The sequence below is a fragment of the Nonomuraea sp. NPDC049269 genome, assembly GCF_043197155.1.
GTDB lineage: Bacteria > Actinomycetota > Actinomycetes > Streptosporangiales > Streptosporangiaceae > Nonomuraea.
This window is the reverse complement of record NZ_JBICSO010000015.1, coordinates 47775-63134: the sequence shown is the minus strand read 5'-3', so window position 1 is coordinate 63134 and position 15360 is coordinate 47775. Positions and strand designations below refer to the sequence as shown.

General features: G+C 70.6%; 13 protein-coding genes. 9 read left to right on the top strand and 4 right to left on the bottom strand.

The genetic code is table 11. The features are described from left to right. Positions 1-27: 27 nt before the first annotated feature. On the bottom strand, positions 28-849 hold the full coding sequence (locus tag ACGFNP_RS57250) for a biotin--[acetyl-CoA-carboxylase] ligase (protein WP_358329875.1): 822 nt from the start codon (positions 847-849) through the stop codon (positions 28-30). A gap of 60 nt (positions 850-909) precedes the next feature. On the opposite strand from ACGFNP_RS57250, the gene ACGFNP_RS57245 reads away from it, so the two are divergent. The 3 genes from ACGFNP_RS57245 to ACGFNP_RS57235 are packed head-to-tail and all read left to right on the top strand — an operon-like array spanning position 910 to position 5099. Then, complete coding sequence (locus tag ACGFNP_RS57245; RefSeq protein WP_393333057.1) at positions 910-3114, top strand: FdhF/YdeP family oxidoreductase; 2205 nt, start codon at positions 910-912, stop codon at positions 3112-3114. Continuing rightward, complete coding sequence (fdhD, locus tag ACGFNP_RS57240; protein ID WP_393333054.1) at positions 3111-3962, top strand: formate dehydrogenase accessory sulfurtransferase FdhD; 852 nt, start codon at positions 3111-3113, stop codon at positions 3960-3962. Before ACGFNP_RS57245 ends, fdhD begins: the two co-directional genes overlap by 4 nt. Before the next feature lie 57 nt (positions 3963-4019). After that, a complete protein-coding gene (locus tag ACGFNP_RS57235; RefSeq protein ID WP_358329883.1) occupies positions 4020-5099 on the top strand; it encodes an epoxide hydrolase family protein in 1080 nt (359 codons plus the stop codon). A gap of 3 nt (positions 5100-5102) precedes the next feature. Here ACGFNP_RS57235 and ACGFNP_RS57230 read toward each other — a convergent pair whose 3' ends face one another. The 3 genes from ACGFNP_RS57230 to ACGFNP_RS57220 all read right to left on the bottom strand — a co-directional run bounded on the left by ACGFNP_RS57230 (position 5103) and on the right by ACGFNP_RS57220 (position 10121). Further along, entirely contained in the window at positions 5103-7724 is a 2622-nt protein-coding gene (locus ACGFNP_RS57230) for a phosphoenolpyruvate carboxylase (protein ID WP_393333051.1), read from the bottom strand. 67 nt (positions 7725-7791) lie between these two features. Continuing rightward, positions 7792-9351, bottom strand: coding sequence for a hypothetical protein (locus ACGFNP_RS57225; protein ID WP_393333048.1), 1560 nt, complete (start codon positions 9349-9351; stop codon positions 7792-7794). Further along, positions 9348-10121: an ABC transporter ATP-binding protein gene (locus ACGFNP_RS57220; protein WP_358329890.1), complete on the bottom strand. Its 774-nt coding sequence runs from the start codon at positions 10119-10121 to the stop codon at positions 9348-9350. Before ACGFNP_RS57220 ends, ACGFNP_RS57225 begins: the two co-directional genes overlap by 4 nt. 35 nt (positions 10122-10156) lie before the next feature. On the opposite strand from ACGFNP_RS57220, the gene ACGFNP_RS57215 reads away from it, so the two are divergent. The 6 genes from ACGFNP_RS57215 (at position 10157) to ACGFNP_RS57190 (ending at position 15278) form a co-directional block, all read left to right on the top strand. Continuing rightward, positions 10157-11746 (top strand): acyl-CoA carboxylase subunit beta, encoded by a 1590-nt coding sequence (locus ACGFNP_RS57215; RefSeq protein ID WP_358329893.1) that lies wholly within the window; start codon positions 10157-10159, stop codon positions 11744-11746. Then, positions 11743-11943, top strand: coding sequence for an acyl-CoA carboxylase subunit epsilon (locus tag ACGFNP_RS57210; RefSeq protein ID WP_358329896.1), 201 nt, complete (start codon positions 11743-11745; stop codon positions 11941-11943). Before ACGFNP_RS57215 ends, ACGFNP_RS57210 begins: the two co-directional genes overlap by 4 nt. A gap of 104 nt (positions 11944-12047) precedes the next feature. Beyond that, positions 12048-12989, top strand: coding sequence for an NYN domain-containing protein (locus ACGFNP_RS57205; RefSeq protein WP_219537365.1), 942 nt, complete (start codon positions 12048-12050; stop codon positions 12987-12989). A 107-nt stretch (positions 12990-13096) separates the two neighbouring features. Continuing rightward, the gene (locus ACGFNP_RS57200; protein WP_393333042.1) at positions 13097-14539 is read left to right on the top strand and encodes an AlkA N-terminal domain-containing protein; all 1443 of its coding nucleotides are present in this window, start codon (positions 13097-13099) and stop codon (positions 14537-14539) included. Then, positions 14536-15036 carry a methylated-DNA--[protein]-cysteine S-methyltransferase gene (locus ACGFNP_RS57195; RefSeq protein WP_358329902.1) on the top strand — a complete coding sequence of 167 codons (501 nt, stop codon included), beginning with the start codon at positions 14536-14538 and terminating at the stop codon, positions 15034-15036. The genes ACGFNP_RS57200 and ACGFNP_RS57195 overlap by 4 nt, the downstream gene beginning before the upstream one ends. Before the next feature lie 44 nt (positions 15037-15080). Then, complete coding sequence (locus tag ACGFNP_RS57190; protein WP_358329905.1) at positions 15081-15278, top strand: hypothetical protein; 198 nt, start codon at positions 15081-15083, stop codon at positions 15276-15278. Positions 15279-15360 lie beyond the last annotated feature (82 nt).

Sequence of the window (15360 nt, the reverse complement as noted above, 5' to 3'; positions counted from 1 at the left end):
AATGGTGCCACCTCCGCGCGTTCGCGGCTACGAGGACGCGCGGACGTGGACGACGTCACCCGCGCTAAGCGCGTGCGTCTTGCCGTCCGCGATCAGCTGGAGGTGTCCTGCCTGGTCGATGCCGGTCGCCATGCCGGTCAGCAGCCGGTCGCCGGGCAGCTCGACCCTGACCTGCCGCCCGATCGTGGCGCTCGACGCCTGGTAGGCGGCGCGCAGCCCGCACGCGTCGGCGTCACCGCCCGCCTCGGACCAGTCGCGGTAGTGCCGCTCGACCTCTCTGAGCACGGCTCTGAGAAGCGGATCCCGGTCCACGCACGCCGCCTGCTCGATGGCCAGCGAGGTCGCCGTCTCCACGGGGAGCTCCGCCGGCTTGAGCGACACGTTCAGGCCCATCCCGATGACGACGGCGTCCTCGGCCCGCTCGGCCAGGATCCCGGCCAGTTTGTGCTCGCCGATCAGCAGGTCGTTCGGCCATTTGAGCCGTACGTCCACCTCCGCCAGCCTGCGGACGGCCGAGGCGGCCGCCACACCGAACAGCAGCGCCAGCCACCCCTGCCTGGCGATGGGCACCTCGGGCCTGAGCAGGACCGAGACGGTCAGGCCGGAGCGCGGCGGCGCGGTCCAGGTGCGGGTCAGCCGGCCCCGGCCGGCGAGCTGCGACTCGGCCACCAGGACCAGGCCCTCCTCCGCGCCCTCTTTCGCGGCCTGGGCGAGGTCGGCGTTGGTCGAGCCGGTGCTCTCGACGACACGTACGCCGGTCCACAGGCTGCCGGGCCGTATGAGGGCGCGGTTGAGCGCCGCCTCGGACAGGGGCGGTCGGTCGAGATCGGAGTAGCGCGAGTCGGGCATTCCTCCATCTTCGCCGAACCTCCGCTGTCCTCTGACGCCGCCCGCGGGGAAGATGGGGAGATGAGCAGACGTCTGGACCCGCGCAACTGGGCCTCGTGGCGGCCGTTCGGCCTCGGCCTGCGTAAGCCGAACAACTACTTGGAGCTGCTGAAGGCGTTTCGATCGGTCAAGGGCAACAGGCGTTACGCCTGGCGGATACTCAAGCAGGGCACGTGCGACGGGTGCGCGCTGGGCACGCGGGGCATGCGCGACTGGACGATGGACGAGGTCCACCTGTGCAACATCCGGCTGCGGCTGCTGCCACTGAACACGATGCCGGCGTTGGACGTCTCGCTGCTGGGCGACGTCTCCGGGCTGGCCGGCAAGAAGAGCGCCGAGCTGCGGGAGCTGGGGCGGCTGCCGTACCCGATGCTGCGCCGGGCGGGCGAGCCGGGCTTCAGCCGGGTCTCGTGGGACGCGGCGCTGAAGGTGGCCGCCGACGGGCTGCGTGACGCGCGCTTCGGCGCCTACCTGACCAGCCGCGGCATGCCGAACGAGAACTACTACGCGGCGCAGAAGGCGGTACGCGCGCTGGGCACGAACAGCGTGGACAACGCGGCGCGCATCTGCCACTCGCCCTCGACCGTCGCGCTCAAGCAGACGATCGGCGCGGCGGCCACCACCTGCTCCTACACGGACTGGATCGGCTCCGACCTGATCGTCTTCATCGGGTCGAACCCGTCCAACAACCAGCCCGTGGCGATGAAGTACCTCTACCACGCCAAGAAGGCCGGCACCCGCGTGGCCATGATCAACGCCTATCGCGAGCCCGGCATGGACCGCTACTGGGTGCCGTCGAACGCCGAGTCGGCGGTGTTCGGGACGAAGATCACCGACGAGTTCTTCGGCGTGAACGTGGGCGGCGACATCGGCTTCCTCAACGGCGTGCTCAAGCACCTGATCGAGAACGACTGGGTGGACAAGGCGTTCGTCGACCAGCGGACCTCCGGCTTCGAGGAGGTCCGGCGGGCGCTGGCGGAGCAGTCGTGGGAGGAGCTGGAGGCGCTGTCGGGGGCGACCCGCGACGACATGCTCCGGCTGGCCCGGCTGCTCGGCGAGGCGAAGTCGGCGGTGCTGGTCTGGTCGATGGGCATCACGCAGCACGCGTTCGGCGAGGACAACGTCCGGTCGATCGTGAACCTGGCCTTGGCGCGCGGCTTCCTGGGCCGCGACAACTGCGGGCTGATGCCGATCCGTGGGCACAGCGGGGTGCAGGGCGGGGCCGAGATGGGCGCGTACGCGACCGGCCTGCCCGGCGGCCTGCCGATCACGCCAGAAAATGCCGCGAAATTTACTGATATTTGGGGCTTTGAGGTGCCGACGGTGCCCGGCCTGACCGCGACCGACATGATCGACGCGGCCCACTCGGGCGATCTTGACGCGCTCATCTCCTCGGGCGGCAACTTCCTGGAGGTGCTGCCCGACCCCGGCTACTGCCGGGAGGCGCTGGCCCGGCTCAAGCTCCGCGTGCACATCGACATCGTGCTGTCCTCGCAGATGCTGGTGCCGTCCGAGGGTGATGTGCTGCTGCTGCCCGCGCAGACCCGCTACGAGATGACCGGCGGGGTGACCGAGACCTCCACCGAGCGCCGGATCATCTTCTCGCCCGAGATCGAGGGGCCGCGGATCGGCGAGGCGTGGCCGGAGTGGAAGATCTTCGGCGAGCTGGCCGCCCAAACGAACCCCGAAATTTCGGCAAAAGTCCGCTTCACCGGGACCCCGCGGATCCGCGAGGAGATCGAGCAGGCCGTGCCGTTCTACCAGGGCATCTCGGGCCTCAAGGGGTTCGGGGACAACGTCCAGTACGGCGGGCGCCACCTGTTCGCCGACGGCCGCTTCAACACCCCCGACGGGCGCGGCGTGTTCTCCGCCGTCGAGCCGCCCGCACTGGAGCGCCCCGACGGCACGTTCATGGTGGCCACCCGGCGGGGCAAGCAGTTCAACAGCATGGTCCACGAGCGCCGCGACGGCTTCAACGGCGCGATGCGCGAGGCCGTGCTGATGAGCCCCTACGACGCCGACCGGCTCGGCCTGCCCGACGGCACCGCGGTCGAGCTGAGTTCGGGCGCGCGGTCGTACCAGGGCAAGGTCCTGCGGGCGCCGCTGATGCCCGGCAACCTGCAGATCCACTGGCCGGAGGGGAACGTCCTCCTCGACGAGACCCGGCGCTCACCCCAGGCCAGGATCCCCGACTACAACGCGCTCGTCACCGTGCGGCGGCTATGAGCGACCGGCTGACCCGCGTGGGTCCCACCACCCGCATCCGCGTCCGCGAGCTGTCCGGCTCCACGGTCCGCGACCGGCGCGACGACCTCGCCACCGAGGAACCGCTGGAGATCCGCCTCACCGCCCTGGACGGGACCCGCAAGACCGTCGCCATCACCATGCGCACCCCCGGCCACGACTTCGAGCTGGCGGCCGGGTTCCTGCACGGCGAGGGGCTGGTCCGGCCCGGCGGCATCGCGGCCATCGCCTACTGCACCGACGAGGATCTCCCGCCCGAGGCCCGCTACAACACGGTCACCGTACGCCTGCACGGCCCGATCCCCGACCTGCCCACGCTGGACCGCCACTTCCTCACCTCCAGCGCCTGCGGCGTCTGCGGCTCGGCCAGCCTCGACGACCTGCACGACCGCTGCGCGCCGCTCCCCCGCGGCACGCTCGAACTCACCCCCGACATCCTGTACGGCCTGCCGGACGCGCTCCGCGCCGGCCAGGGCGTCTTCGGCAAGACCGGCGGCCTGCACGCGGCCGGGCTGTTCCGCCCCGACGGCACGCTGGTGGCGCTCAGGGAGGACGTGGGCCGGCACAACGCGGTGGACAAGCTGGTCGGCTGGGCCTCGCTCGGCGAACGGCTCCCGCTGGCCGAGCACGTGCTGATGGTCAGCGGCCGGGCCAGCTACGAGATCATGCAGAAGGCGCTGGTCGCGGGCGTGCCGGCGGTGTGCGCGGTCTCGGCCCCCTCGTCGCTGGCCGTGGACCTGGCCAGGGAGTTCGGCATGACGCTCGTCGGGTTCCTGCGGGGGCAGCGGTGCAACGTGTACTCGGGACAGGAGCGGATTCTAGTGGAATGAAGCATTCCGTTCTGCTATAGTTGGAACAGAACAACCCGTTCCGACGAGGAGCCAGCGATGAGCGTTCACCCCTTCCGCATCGAGATCCCCCAGGCCGACCTCGACGACCTGCGGACCCGCCTCGCCATGACCCGCTTCACCGACGAGATCGGCGGCGCCGACCAGGGCGTGCGCGTCGAGCGGGTTCTGCGGCTGGTCAGCCACTGGCTCGACGGCTTCGACTGGCGGGCGCAGGAGGCCAGGCTCAACGCCTACCCGCAGTTCACCACCGAGATCGACGGGCAGAACATCCACTTCATCCACGTCCGCTCGGACAACCCCGACGCCCTGCCCCTGATCCTCACGCACGGCTGGCCGGGCTCGATCGTCGAGTACCTCAACGCCATCGAGCCGCTGTCGCGCCACTTCCACCTCGTCGTGCCGTCGCTGCCGGGCTACGGCTTCTCGGGGCCGACCACCGAGCTGGGCTGGGACAACCAGCGCATCGCCAAGGCGTGGATCGAGCTGATGGCCCGCCTCGGCTACGAGCGTTACGGCGCGGTGGGCAACGACGCCGGCTCGATGATCTCGCCGGAGATCGGCCGGCTCGCCCCTGACCGCGTCGTCGGCGTCCATGTGACGCAGGTGTTCTCCTTCCCCTCCGGTGACCCGGCCGAGTTCGCGAACCTGAGCGAGGAGGACCAGGCCGGGCTGGCCGTACTCGACTGGTTCTGGAAGGAGAAGGGCGCTTTCAACGTCCTGCAGTCCCAGCAGCCGCAGACGCTCGCCCACGCGATCACCGACTCACCCGCCGGGCTGGTCGGCTGGCTCGCCCAGCTCTTCGACGAGGACCTCGACGACGACTTCGTGCTGACCAACGCGGCGATCCACTGGTTCACCGGCACGGCCGGCTCGGCCCTCCGCCTGTACTGGGAGAACGCCCGCGCCGAGCACCCCAAGGAGCCGACCACCGTGCCGACCGCGCTGGCCATGTCGGAGGGCGACTTCAAGTCCATCCGCGCCTTCGCCGAGCGCGACCACACCGGCATCGTCTCCTGGAAGACCCTGCCCGCCCCGGCCCACGGCCACTACACGGCCCACACCGCCACGGAGGCCCTCACCGCCGACATCCGCGCCTTCTTCGAGAGCCTCGGCTGAACCTCAGCCGGTGTTCTGCAGGCCCGCCGCCACCCCGTTGACCGAGAGCAGGAGCAGCGTCGACAGGCGCTCGCGCTCCCGGTCGGACGGGGTGCCGGTGCGCATGGCCGTCAGGGCGCGGAGTTGCAGGTGGGACAGGGCGTCCACGTACGGGTCGCGGAGCTGGACGGCGCGGGACAGGACCTTGCGGTTCTCCAGCAACCGGGTGTGTCCCGTGACCTGGAGCACCAGGGTGCGGGTCCGGTCGTACTCCTCCAGGACCTGGCGGGCGAAGTCGTCCCGGCCGCCGAGTGCCAGGTAGCGTTCGGCGATCGATCTGTCGGTCTTGGCCAGCGACATCTCCGCGTTGTCGAGCAGGGCGTTGAACAGCGGCCATTCGGCGTAGGCGGCCTTCAGCTCGTCGAGCGAGCCCACCGAGGCCAGGCCGGTGCCCAGGCCGTACCAGCCGGGCAGGTTGACCCGGGTCTGGGCCCAGGCGAAGACCCAGGGGATGGCGCGCAGGTCGTCGAGCGAGCGGGGGGCGCCGAGGCCGCGGCGGGCGGGGCGGGAGCCGAGGCGCAGGGAGCCGATCTCCTCCAGCGGGCTGACCAGGGAGAACCATTCGGGGAAGCCGGGGTCCTCGGTGAGCGCGCGGTACGCCTGCTCCGAGGCCGTGGCCACCTTCTCGGCGAGCGGGCGGAAGCGGTCGGCCGCGGCGGCGGTGCGGGAGCCGATCGACGGCGAGGAGGCCATCAGCACCGCGTTCGTGACCTGCTCCAGGTGGCGGCGGGCGATGGCGATGTGGCCGTAGCGGGCGAAGATGACCTCGCCCTGCTCGGTGACCTTGAAGCGGCCGGCGACCGAGCCGGGCGCCTGGGCGAGCACCGCGCGGTTGGCGGGGCCGCCGCCACGGCCGAGCGCGCCGCCACGGCCGTGGAACATGCGCAGCTTCACGTCGTGCTCCACCGCCCAGGCGGTCAGCTGCTCCTGCGCCTCGTACAGGCGGAGCGTCGCGGCGGCCGGGCCGAGCTCCTTGGCCGAGTCGGAGTAGCCGAGCATGATCTCCATGCGCCTGCCGGTGGCGGCCAGCCGCTCGCGCATCTGGGGCAGCTCCAGCATGCCGGACAGCACGGCCGGGGAGTTGGCCAGGTCCTGGCCCGACTCGAACAGCGGCACCACGTCGAGCACGGGCGCGCGCCGGCCGAGCGCGTGCTCGGCCAGCTCGTAGACCGCGGCGATGTCGGCGGCGGAGCGGGTGAAGGAGACGACGTAGCGGGAGCAGGCCGTGACGCCGAACCGCTCCTGGATCCAGGCGATCACCCGGATCGTGGCCAGCACCTCCTCGGTGCGCTCCGACAGCTCGCCGCCGGCCCTGATCTCCGCCAGCGCCGCCGCGTGCACCTCGGAGTGCTGGCGTACCTCCAGCTCGGCCAGGTGGAAGCCGAACGTCTCGACCTGCCAGATGAGGTGCTGCAGCTCGCCGTACGCCTGCCGTGCGGCGTGCTCGGCGAGCGAATCCTGGACCAGGCGCAGGTCGGCCAGCAGCTCGGCCGGTGCGCGGTAGGCGAGGTCGAGGTCGCGGCGGAGGGTGGCGGCGATGCGGGCGGCCACGAACAGCAGCCACTGCCGGTGCGGCTCGCTCGGCGAGCGGGTGGCCATCACCGAGACCACCTCGGGGTGGGCGTCGACGGCCGCGGCCAGCGCTGTCTTGAGCTCCGGCGAAGGCGGCGCGAACTGTTCGGCCGGGGTGAGCGTGCGGGCTATGCGCGTGCAGGCCGTCTCCAGCGCGGTCAGCACGTGGTCGGACTGGATCTGGACGGTCTCGCGGGTGACCTTGGCGGTCACGTTGGGGTTGCCGTCGCGGTCGCCGCCGATCCAGCTGCCGTAGCGGATGAAGGGTCTGGCCAGCGGCGGGCGGGTGCCGGTGCCGTCGCCGAGCGCCGCGTCGAGCGAGCGGTAGACCTGCGGCACCATGCGGAACAGCGTCTCGTCGAAGGCGGCCATGGCCGTCCGTACCTCGTCGAGCGGGTCGAGCTTGGTGGAGCGCAGCTGGGCCGTACGCCACAGCAGGTCGATCTCCTCCAGCATCCGGCGCCGGCTCTCAGCGCGCTCGGAGGCGCCGCGACCGGCCGCGTTGTACTCGGTGAGCTGGCCGCTGACCCGCTGGATCGCGGTGACGACCGCGCGCCTGCGCGCCTCCGTCGGGTGCGCGGTCAGAACCGGGTGCAGCTCCAGCCCCTTGACCAGCTCGGTGACGCGCTCGTTGCCCAGCTCTTGTACGGCCTGCGCCAGCGACTCCCGCTCGACCCGGCCCTCGGTGTCACGCTCGCGCAGGATGCGGATGCGGTAGTGCTCCTCGGCCAGGTTGGCCAGATGGAAGTAACAGGTGAACGCGCGGGCGATCTGCACCGCCCGGTCGATCTCCCACTCGGCGACCATGGCCGTGATCTCGTCGCCGGTGACCTCACCCCTGCGTGCCGCGATCACGGCCTTACGCAGGCGTTCGACATCGGCCAGCAGATCCTCGCCGCCCTGCTCGGCGATCACCTGCCCGAGCAGCTTGCCGAGCAACCGCACGTCCTGACGCAGCTCATCGGGCATTTCGGTGACCGCGGCACTGCGACGCTCAATCCCCTGGTCAATCATGCTTCAAAGGTATCCACAAGCCCCGAAAGACCGTAAGGCGGTCTCACGTATTGGACTAGACCATTGATCAGGTGGCCTGGGACACCGCGGCGAGCAGCTCGGGGAGCCGGGCGAACCCGATCTTCGCGCCGAGCCGCCGCCCCAGCGCCTCGGCCAGCAGCCCGTAGAACGGCGCGAACACGGACACCCAGAAGAGCCCGAAAAACAGCGGCACCACGAACGGCAGCGACAGGGCGCTGACGCCCAGCAGCGCGCCCATGCCGGAGACGAACGCCTGCCCGCCCTGCCCCGGCGCGGCCCCGGTGAAGGCGTTCATCCGGTCGGGCACGGTGTAGGGGATGACGACACTGGTCACGGAGCCGACGCCGAACCCAATTCCGAGCGCCCCCAGGCCGGTCAGCACCGCCGGTGCGATCCCCTCAGGGTGCCCGGCGAGCAGTCCGGCGACGGTGGCGATCACGACGAGCAGCGGCGTCGCGATCACCGCGGCGGCCAGGTGGCGCCCGGCCAGATCGGTGCTGAGCCCGCGCTCGGAGCCGGTGGCGACGGCGTTCATCCAGAGCGAGCGGCCGTCGATGCCGAACGAGTTGGCCGACTGCAGAGCGATCATCATCCCGGCCGACGCGGTGAGCAGGATCGGGAGCCACGCCCCGGTCTCCAGGGAACGGGTGACCGAGAACCCCAGCACGACGGCCACCACGACGGAGGAGAACCAGCCGACCCGGGAGCGGGGTTCGCGCCTGATGTACTTGAGCTCCTTGGTGACCACGGCGGCCAGCGGCCCGTCCGGCAGGAACCGGTCGATCAGCCCGCTTTCCCGGCGTACGGAGGCGGCGCGGGTGGAGGCGTCGGGTGTGACCAGGGCCCGGCTCAGCGCCTTGATCCACAGCCAGCCGGCCACGACCACCACGAGGGCCACGGCGACGAGCTCGGCCAGGCCGGTCAGGCCGCCGTCGGCCATGGCGTGCGCGGCCATGCCCGAGGGCGTCCATCTGAGGATCGCCGCCGCCCCGCGCAGCATCTCCGCCGGGTCGCCGAGGTTGCCGTTGAGCACGAGGTTCGGCAGCTGCGCGAGCACGACGACGAAGATCGCGGCCACGGCCAGCACGTCCCGGCCGCGCCGGGTGCGCAGCGCGCTGGACAGCGCGGTGGTGACCAGCCTGGAGGCGACCAGGCAGAGCGCGAACTGCAGGAGCACGGCGACGATCCCGAGCAGCACGCCGCCGACGCCGGTGGCGAGCCCCACCAGGGCGCCCGTCGTGACGATCAGCGTGGCCAGCGGCCAGACGCCGGTGGCGGAGGCGGTGAACATGCCGACCGCGAGCCGGTGCGTGGGCAGCGGGAACAGCGACAGACGCGCCGGGTCGAGCGTGTCGTCCAGGCCGAACGCCAGCAGCGGCACGATCATCCAGCCGATCAGCATGGCCGAGAAGACCACGACGACGATCGACGCGGCCGTGTCGTGCGAGGCCAGCCGGAGCAGGCTCATGAGCAGGAAGCCGATGACGCTCACGAACACGGACATGATGAGGGTGAGGACGAAGCCGAGCTGGCGCTGCAGGTCGCCGCGGAGGTTGCCGGCCAGCAACCGGAGCTTGAGCTGGGCGAAGAGCGCGACCGTGCTCACGCAGGCTCCTTACCCCGGCCGAGCCAGGTCAGGCCCGAGTCGCCGTTGTCACGCGAGCCGCCGACCAGCTCCAGGAAGGCCTGGTTGAGGCTGCGTCCCTCACGCACCAGCTCCAGCGGGCCCTGGGCCACGATGTGCCCGGCGCTCATCACCGACACCCAGTCGCAGAGCCGTTCGACGAGATCCATCACGTGGCTGGAGAAGATGACGGTCGAGCCCGACGCGGTGAAGCGCCGGAGCACCTCGGTGAGCGTGTTGGCGCTGACGGGGTCGACGCCCTCGAACGGCTCGTCGAGGAAGAGCACCGACGGGTTGTGCAGCAGCGCCGCCGCCAGGCCGATCTTCTTGCGCATGCCGGTGGAGTAGTCGACGACGAGCTTGTCGGCGGCGTCGGCCAGGTCCATCACGTGCAGCAGCTCTTCGGCGCGCTGCGCGACATCGGCCTTGGAGATGCCGCGCAGCCTGCCGTTGTACAGGAGCAGCTCGCGGCCCGACAGCCGCTCGAACAGCCGCAGCCCCTCGGGCAGCACGCCGATGCGGGCCTTGACCGCGACGGGATCGCGCCACACGTCGAAGCCGTCGATCTCGGCCTGGCCCCCGTCGGGGCGGAGCAGGCCGGTGATCATGCTGAGTGAGGTCGTCTTGCCGGCGCCGTTGGGGCCGACGAGCCCGGCGAAGCTGCCTGCCGGGACCACCAGGTCGATGCCGGCCACCGCGATCTGTGGGCCGTATCTCTTGAAAAGGCCGTGCGTGTGAACCGCCTCCGTCATGGATCCACTCTAGGAGGCGGGTTAATCTTGCGCGCATGAGCGCTGCCGAGGCCCTACCGGACCCGCCGGACATCCACACCACCGCGGGCAAGATCGCCGACCTGGAACGCCGGCTTGACGAGGCCGTGCACGCCGGCTCCGCGGCCGCCGTGGACAAACAGCACGCCAAAGGCAAGATGACGGCGCGGGAGCGGGTGCTGGCGCTGCTCGACGAGGACTCGTTCGTGGAGTTCGACGAGTTCGCCAGGCACCGGTCCACGATGTTCGGGCTGGAGAGCAGGCGGCCGTACGGGGACGGCGTGATCACCGGTTACGGCACCATCGACGGGCGCCAGGTGTGCGTGTTCTCGCAGGACGTGACCGTGTTCGGCGGCTCGCTCGGCGAGGTCTACGGCGAGAAGATCGTCAAGGTGCTCGACCTGGCACTGCGGACCGGCTGCCCGATCATCGGCATCAACGAGGGCGGCGGCGCCCGCATCCAGGAGGGCGTGGTCGCGCTCGGGCTCTACGCGGAGATCTTCAAGCGGAACGTGCACGCCTCGGGCGTGATCCCGCAGATCTCGCTCATCATGGGCGCGGCGGCCGGTGGGCACGTCTACTCCCCCGCGCTGACCGACTTCGTGGTGATGGTCGACCAGACGTCGCAGATGTTCATCACCGGCCCGGACGTGATCAAGACCGTGACCGGCGAGGAGGTCACCTTCGAGGAGCTCGGCGGCGCACACACGCACAACACCAAGTCCGGCGTGGCCCACTACCAGGCCACGGACGAGAACGACGCGCTCGACTACGTCAAGGCGCTGCTGTCCTACCTGCCGTCCAACAACCTGGACGAGGCGCCGGTCTTCGAGGGCGCCGGGGACCTGGAGCCGGTTCCCGAGCTCGACGAGCTGATCCCGGACTCGGCGAACCAGCCCTACGACATGCACCGGGTCATCGAGCACGTGCTCGACGACGGTGAGTTCCTGGAGGTCCACGCGCTGTTCGCGCCGAACGTGGTGGTCGGCTACGGCCGGGTGGACGGGCAGTCGGTGGGCGTGGTGGCCAACCAGCCGATGCATTTCGCCGGCTGCCTGGATATCAACGCCTCCGAGAAGGCAGCCAGATTTATTCGAACATGTGATGCTTTTAATATTCCTATCCTGACTTTTGTCGATGTACCGGGATTCCTCCCAGGGACCGATCAGGAATGGAACGGAATCATCCGCCGCGGCGCCAAGCTCCTCTACGCCTACGCCGAGGCCACCGTGCCGCTCGTCACGGTGATCACCCGCAAGGCGTACGGCGGCGCGTACGACGTCATGGGCTCCAAACACCTGGGCGCGGACGTCAACCTGGCCTGGCCCACGGCGCAGATCGCGGTCATGGGCGCGCAGGGCGCCGTCAACATCCTCTACCGGCGCGAGCTGGCCGCGGCGGGCGACGACGCCGACGCCGAGCGGGCCAGGCTGGTGACCGAGTATGAGGACACGCTGGCCAACCCGTACATCGCGGCCGAACGCGGCTATGTCGACGCGGTGATCAGACCTGCCGAGACACGCGCTCAGGTCGTCAAGGCGCTGCGCGCGCTGCGGAACAAGCGGGCCTCGCTGCCGCCGAAGAAGCATGGGAACATCCCGCTATGAGCGCCCAGCTGAGGATCGTGCGCGGTGACGCCACGCCGGAGGAGATCGCCGCCCTCGTGGCCGTCCTCGCCACCCGGCGGTCCGCGCCGGAACCGCCCGCCGCACCGCGAAGTCAAACATGGCGAAACCCTGCGAGAGTGATGCGTAAGCCAGTCGTACCGGGGAAGTCGGCTTGGCGGATGAGCGCCCTACCCTAGATAGATCCCGGGAATCGGGTGTCAAGTTCTCGAGGAGTTGGGACTATCTAGAGAAAGTAGGCGTATATAGTCAGCCGATCAACTAACCGCGGCCTGGAGGACACATGGCCATCCCAGACCTCATGCCGCATGCTGTGGCAGCGAAGTACGCCGTCCTGGTGGACGTCGGTTATCTCTATGCTGCCGCAGGCGAAGTGCTGCTGGGCGCCAAGGAGCGCAAAGAATATCGAGTTGCCGCCGATGAGCTGATCCAGAGTCTACAGAAACATGCGCTGGAACGTATATCTGGCGAACTTCTGCGGATCTATTGGTATGACGCCGCTCGTGACCGTGTGCCGACCGTCGATCAGCGGGTCATCGCCCAGTTGCCCTGGGTCAAGGTACGGCTTGGCAACCTGAACGCCCGTGGCCAGCAGAAAGGCGTGGACGCGCAGATCAGGAGTGACCTGGAGGCGCTGGCCAGGCACCATGCGGTAACTGACACGATCTTGCTAGCCGGAGACGAGGACATGGTGCCCGCCGTCGAGGCGGCGCAGGCGTACGGAGTGCGCATCCACTTGTGGGGCGTCGAGCCGCCGTACGGCACCAACCAGGCCGAGCGCCTGGTGTGGGAGTCCGACACCGTGGAAGTGATCACTGCTGATTTCCTGAGGCCCTTTTTCAGCCGTGCTCCGCAGCCCGTTCCGGTCGCCCCGCCGGTGACCGCTCCGTCGCCCGCGCAGGTGTTCGCCGGGCGCGCGCCCGTCAAACCGCACGTCAAGCCCGGCCAGGTGGCCAAGCTCGGGCCCAACAGGCCGCGGGTCGAGGACGTGGGCGAGCACGTGGCACAGAAGTGGATCCTCACGCGTGGCCGCGACAACATCCGCGACCTGCTGCCGGGGCCGATCCTGCCGACGGTCATCGACACGGAGCTGCTCATCGAGGCGGAGAAGGAGCTCGGCCACTCGCTGCGGCCGTTCCCCGAGGCGCGGGTGTGGCTGCGTGACGGGTTCTGGGCGCGCGTGTACCGGGAGTTCGACCTGGGTGTGGGCGTCTCGTCGAAGTGAGGTCTGATTTCCGCTGGTCAGCGGCTTTGACCTGCTGACCAGCATTTTTACGGTCAGGTCTGATTTCCGCCAGTCGGGGGGCTGGGCGAACGCATACGCTCGTTGTCATGTCGCCACTTGAGCTCGATTTCGACTCCTGCTACCGGGCGGTCTCAGCCCGGGACGCCCGATTCGACGGGCGTTTCTACACGGCGGTGACCTCGACGCGGATCTACTGCCGGCCGATCTGCCCGGCCCGCACGCCGGCCTCGCGCAACGTGCGGTTCTACCGCCACGCGGCGTCGGCGGAGGCGGCGGGCTTCCGCCCGTGCAAGCGCTGCCGCCCGGAGCTCTCCCCCGGCGATCCGGGGTGGGACCTGCGCGGCGACCTCATCGGGCGGGCGCTGCGGCTGATCGACGACGGGGCCGCCGACGAGCAGGGCGTGGCGGGGCTGGCCAGGCGGCTGCACATCACCGAGCGGCACCTGCACCGGCTGTTCGTGGCCGAGCTCGGCGTGGGGCCGCTGGCGGTGGCCAGGACCAAGCGGCTGCTGCTCGCCAAGCAGTTGCTGACGGAGACGCGGCTTCCGGTCACCGAGGTGGCGTTCGCGGCCGGGTTCGGGAGCGTGCGGCAGTTCAACGCGACGATGCGGGAGACGTACGGGTTCACGCCCAGCGAGCTCCGCGCGACGGCGGGCGGCCTGTCCGCCACGGCGCCACCGGCGGTCGAGGTCGTGGCGGGGCCCGCGCGGCTCCGGCTGCGCCTGCACCGGCGGGAGCCGTACGACATGGAGGGCGTGTTCTCGTTCCTGGCCTCGCGCGCGATCCCCGGCCTTGAGGTGGCGAGCCCGGCGTCCTACAGCCGGACTGTCCCTGGCGGGACGATCACGCTCACCCCCGAGTCCGGCCACATCGCGCTCGACGTCGCCGTGGACGACACCCGGCAACTGGCCCGCATCGTGGCCCGCTGCCGCCGCCTGCTCGATCTCGATGCCGACCCCGACGCCATCGCGACCGCGCTGGCCGAGACCTCGCTGAGCCGGCTCGTCGAGTCCCGGCCCGGGCTGCGGGTGCCGGGCGCGTTCGACGGGTTCGAGCTGGCCGTACGCGCGGTCGTGGGCCAGCAGATCTCCGTCGCGGGCGCCCGCACCATGCTCGGCCGGATCACCGAGCGGGCCGGCCGGCCCGTCGAGGGCCCGGCACCTGGGCTGACCCACCTGTTCCCCAGCGCCACGGAGCTGCTCGCGGCGGACCTCTCGGGGCTGGGGCTCACCAACCGCCGCGTCTCGACGCTCAAGGAGCTGGCCATCGCCGTCTCCGAGGGCCGGATCGACCTCGACGGCGGCCAGGATCCGGCCGAGGCCGTGGCGGAGCTGCTCGACGTCCCCGGCATCGGCCCCTGGACCGCCAGCTATGTCGCGCTGCGCGCGCTGCGCGACCCCGACGCCTGGCCCATCGGCGACCTGGTGCTCAACAAGCGCATGGCCTGCCTGGGCATTCCCGAAGACCACATCGAGCGGTGGCGGCCCTGGCGGGCCTACGCCGCCCTGCATCTCTGGAGTTCCTCATGATCGACGCCCAGGTCCTGCCGACGCCCATCGGCCCGCTGTCCCTGCTGTGCCGTGACGGCGTGCTGGTCGCGGCCGGCTTCACCGCCGACCCCTCGGACATGTTCGTCCGGCTGTCACCCGCGTTGCAGGCCGAGGGCCTGGACGTGGTCGACGACCTCGGCCTCGCCGCCCAGGCCGTACGCGACTATCTGGACGGCGACCTCCTGGCGCTGGACGCCGTTCCGGTCGAGCAGCCAGGCACGCCGACCCGTAAGCGCCTGCACGAGGCGCTGCGCGAGGTCAAGCCGGGCACCACGGTCTCGTACGCCGAGCTGGCCGAACGCGCCGGCCTGCCCAGGACGGCGGCCCGCGCGGCCGGGTCGGCCTGCTCCCAGAACCTGATCGCCCCCTTCGTCCCCTGCCACCGCGTGCTGCCCGGCTCGGGCGGCTACGGCGGCTACTACTACGGCGTGCCGGTCAAGGAGTGGCTGCTCGCTCACGAATCCGGCCGGGTCTAGCAACTCCCCGTCATGTTCCGGCCGCGCTCTGTAGGATTTGGCCGGTGGCTGGAGCACATGAATACAGAGGCGGGCCGGACAGGACGCCGGCCCAGCTGATCCTGGGATTCCTCGACGCACGCCGCATCGCGATCCCCGAGGAGGCTCGGGCCCGCATCCAGGCGTGCACGGACCAGAGCCTGCTCGACCGCTGGACCGTCAGGGCGGTGACCGCGCAGAGCGTGGACGAGTTGTTCGGCTGAGCCGGGGCCGGCGCGCGATGCGTACCGGCCCCCGGCTCAGCCGGCCCGCGATCGGGCGGCCCGCGGGACCGTCAGGCCCACA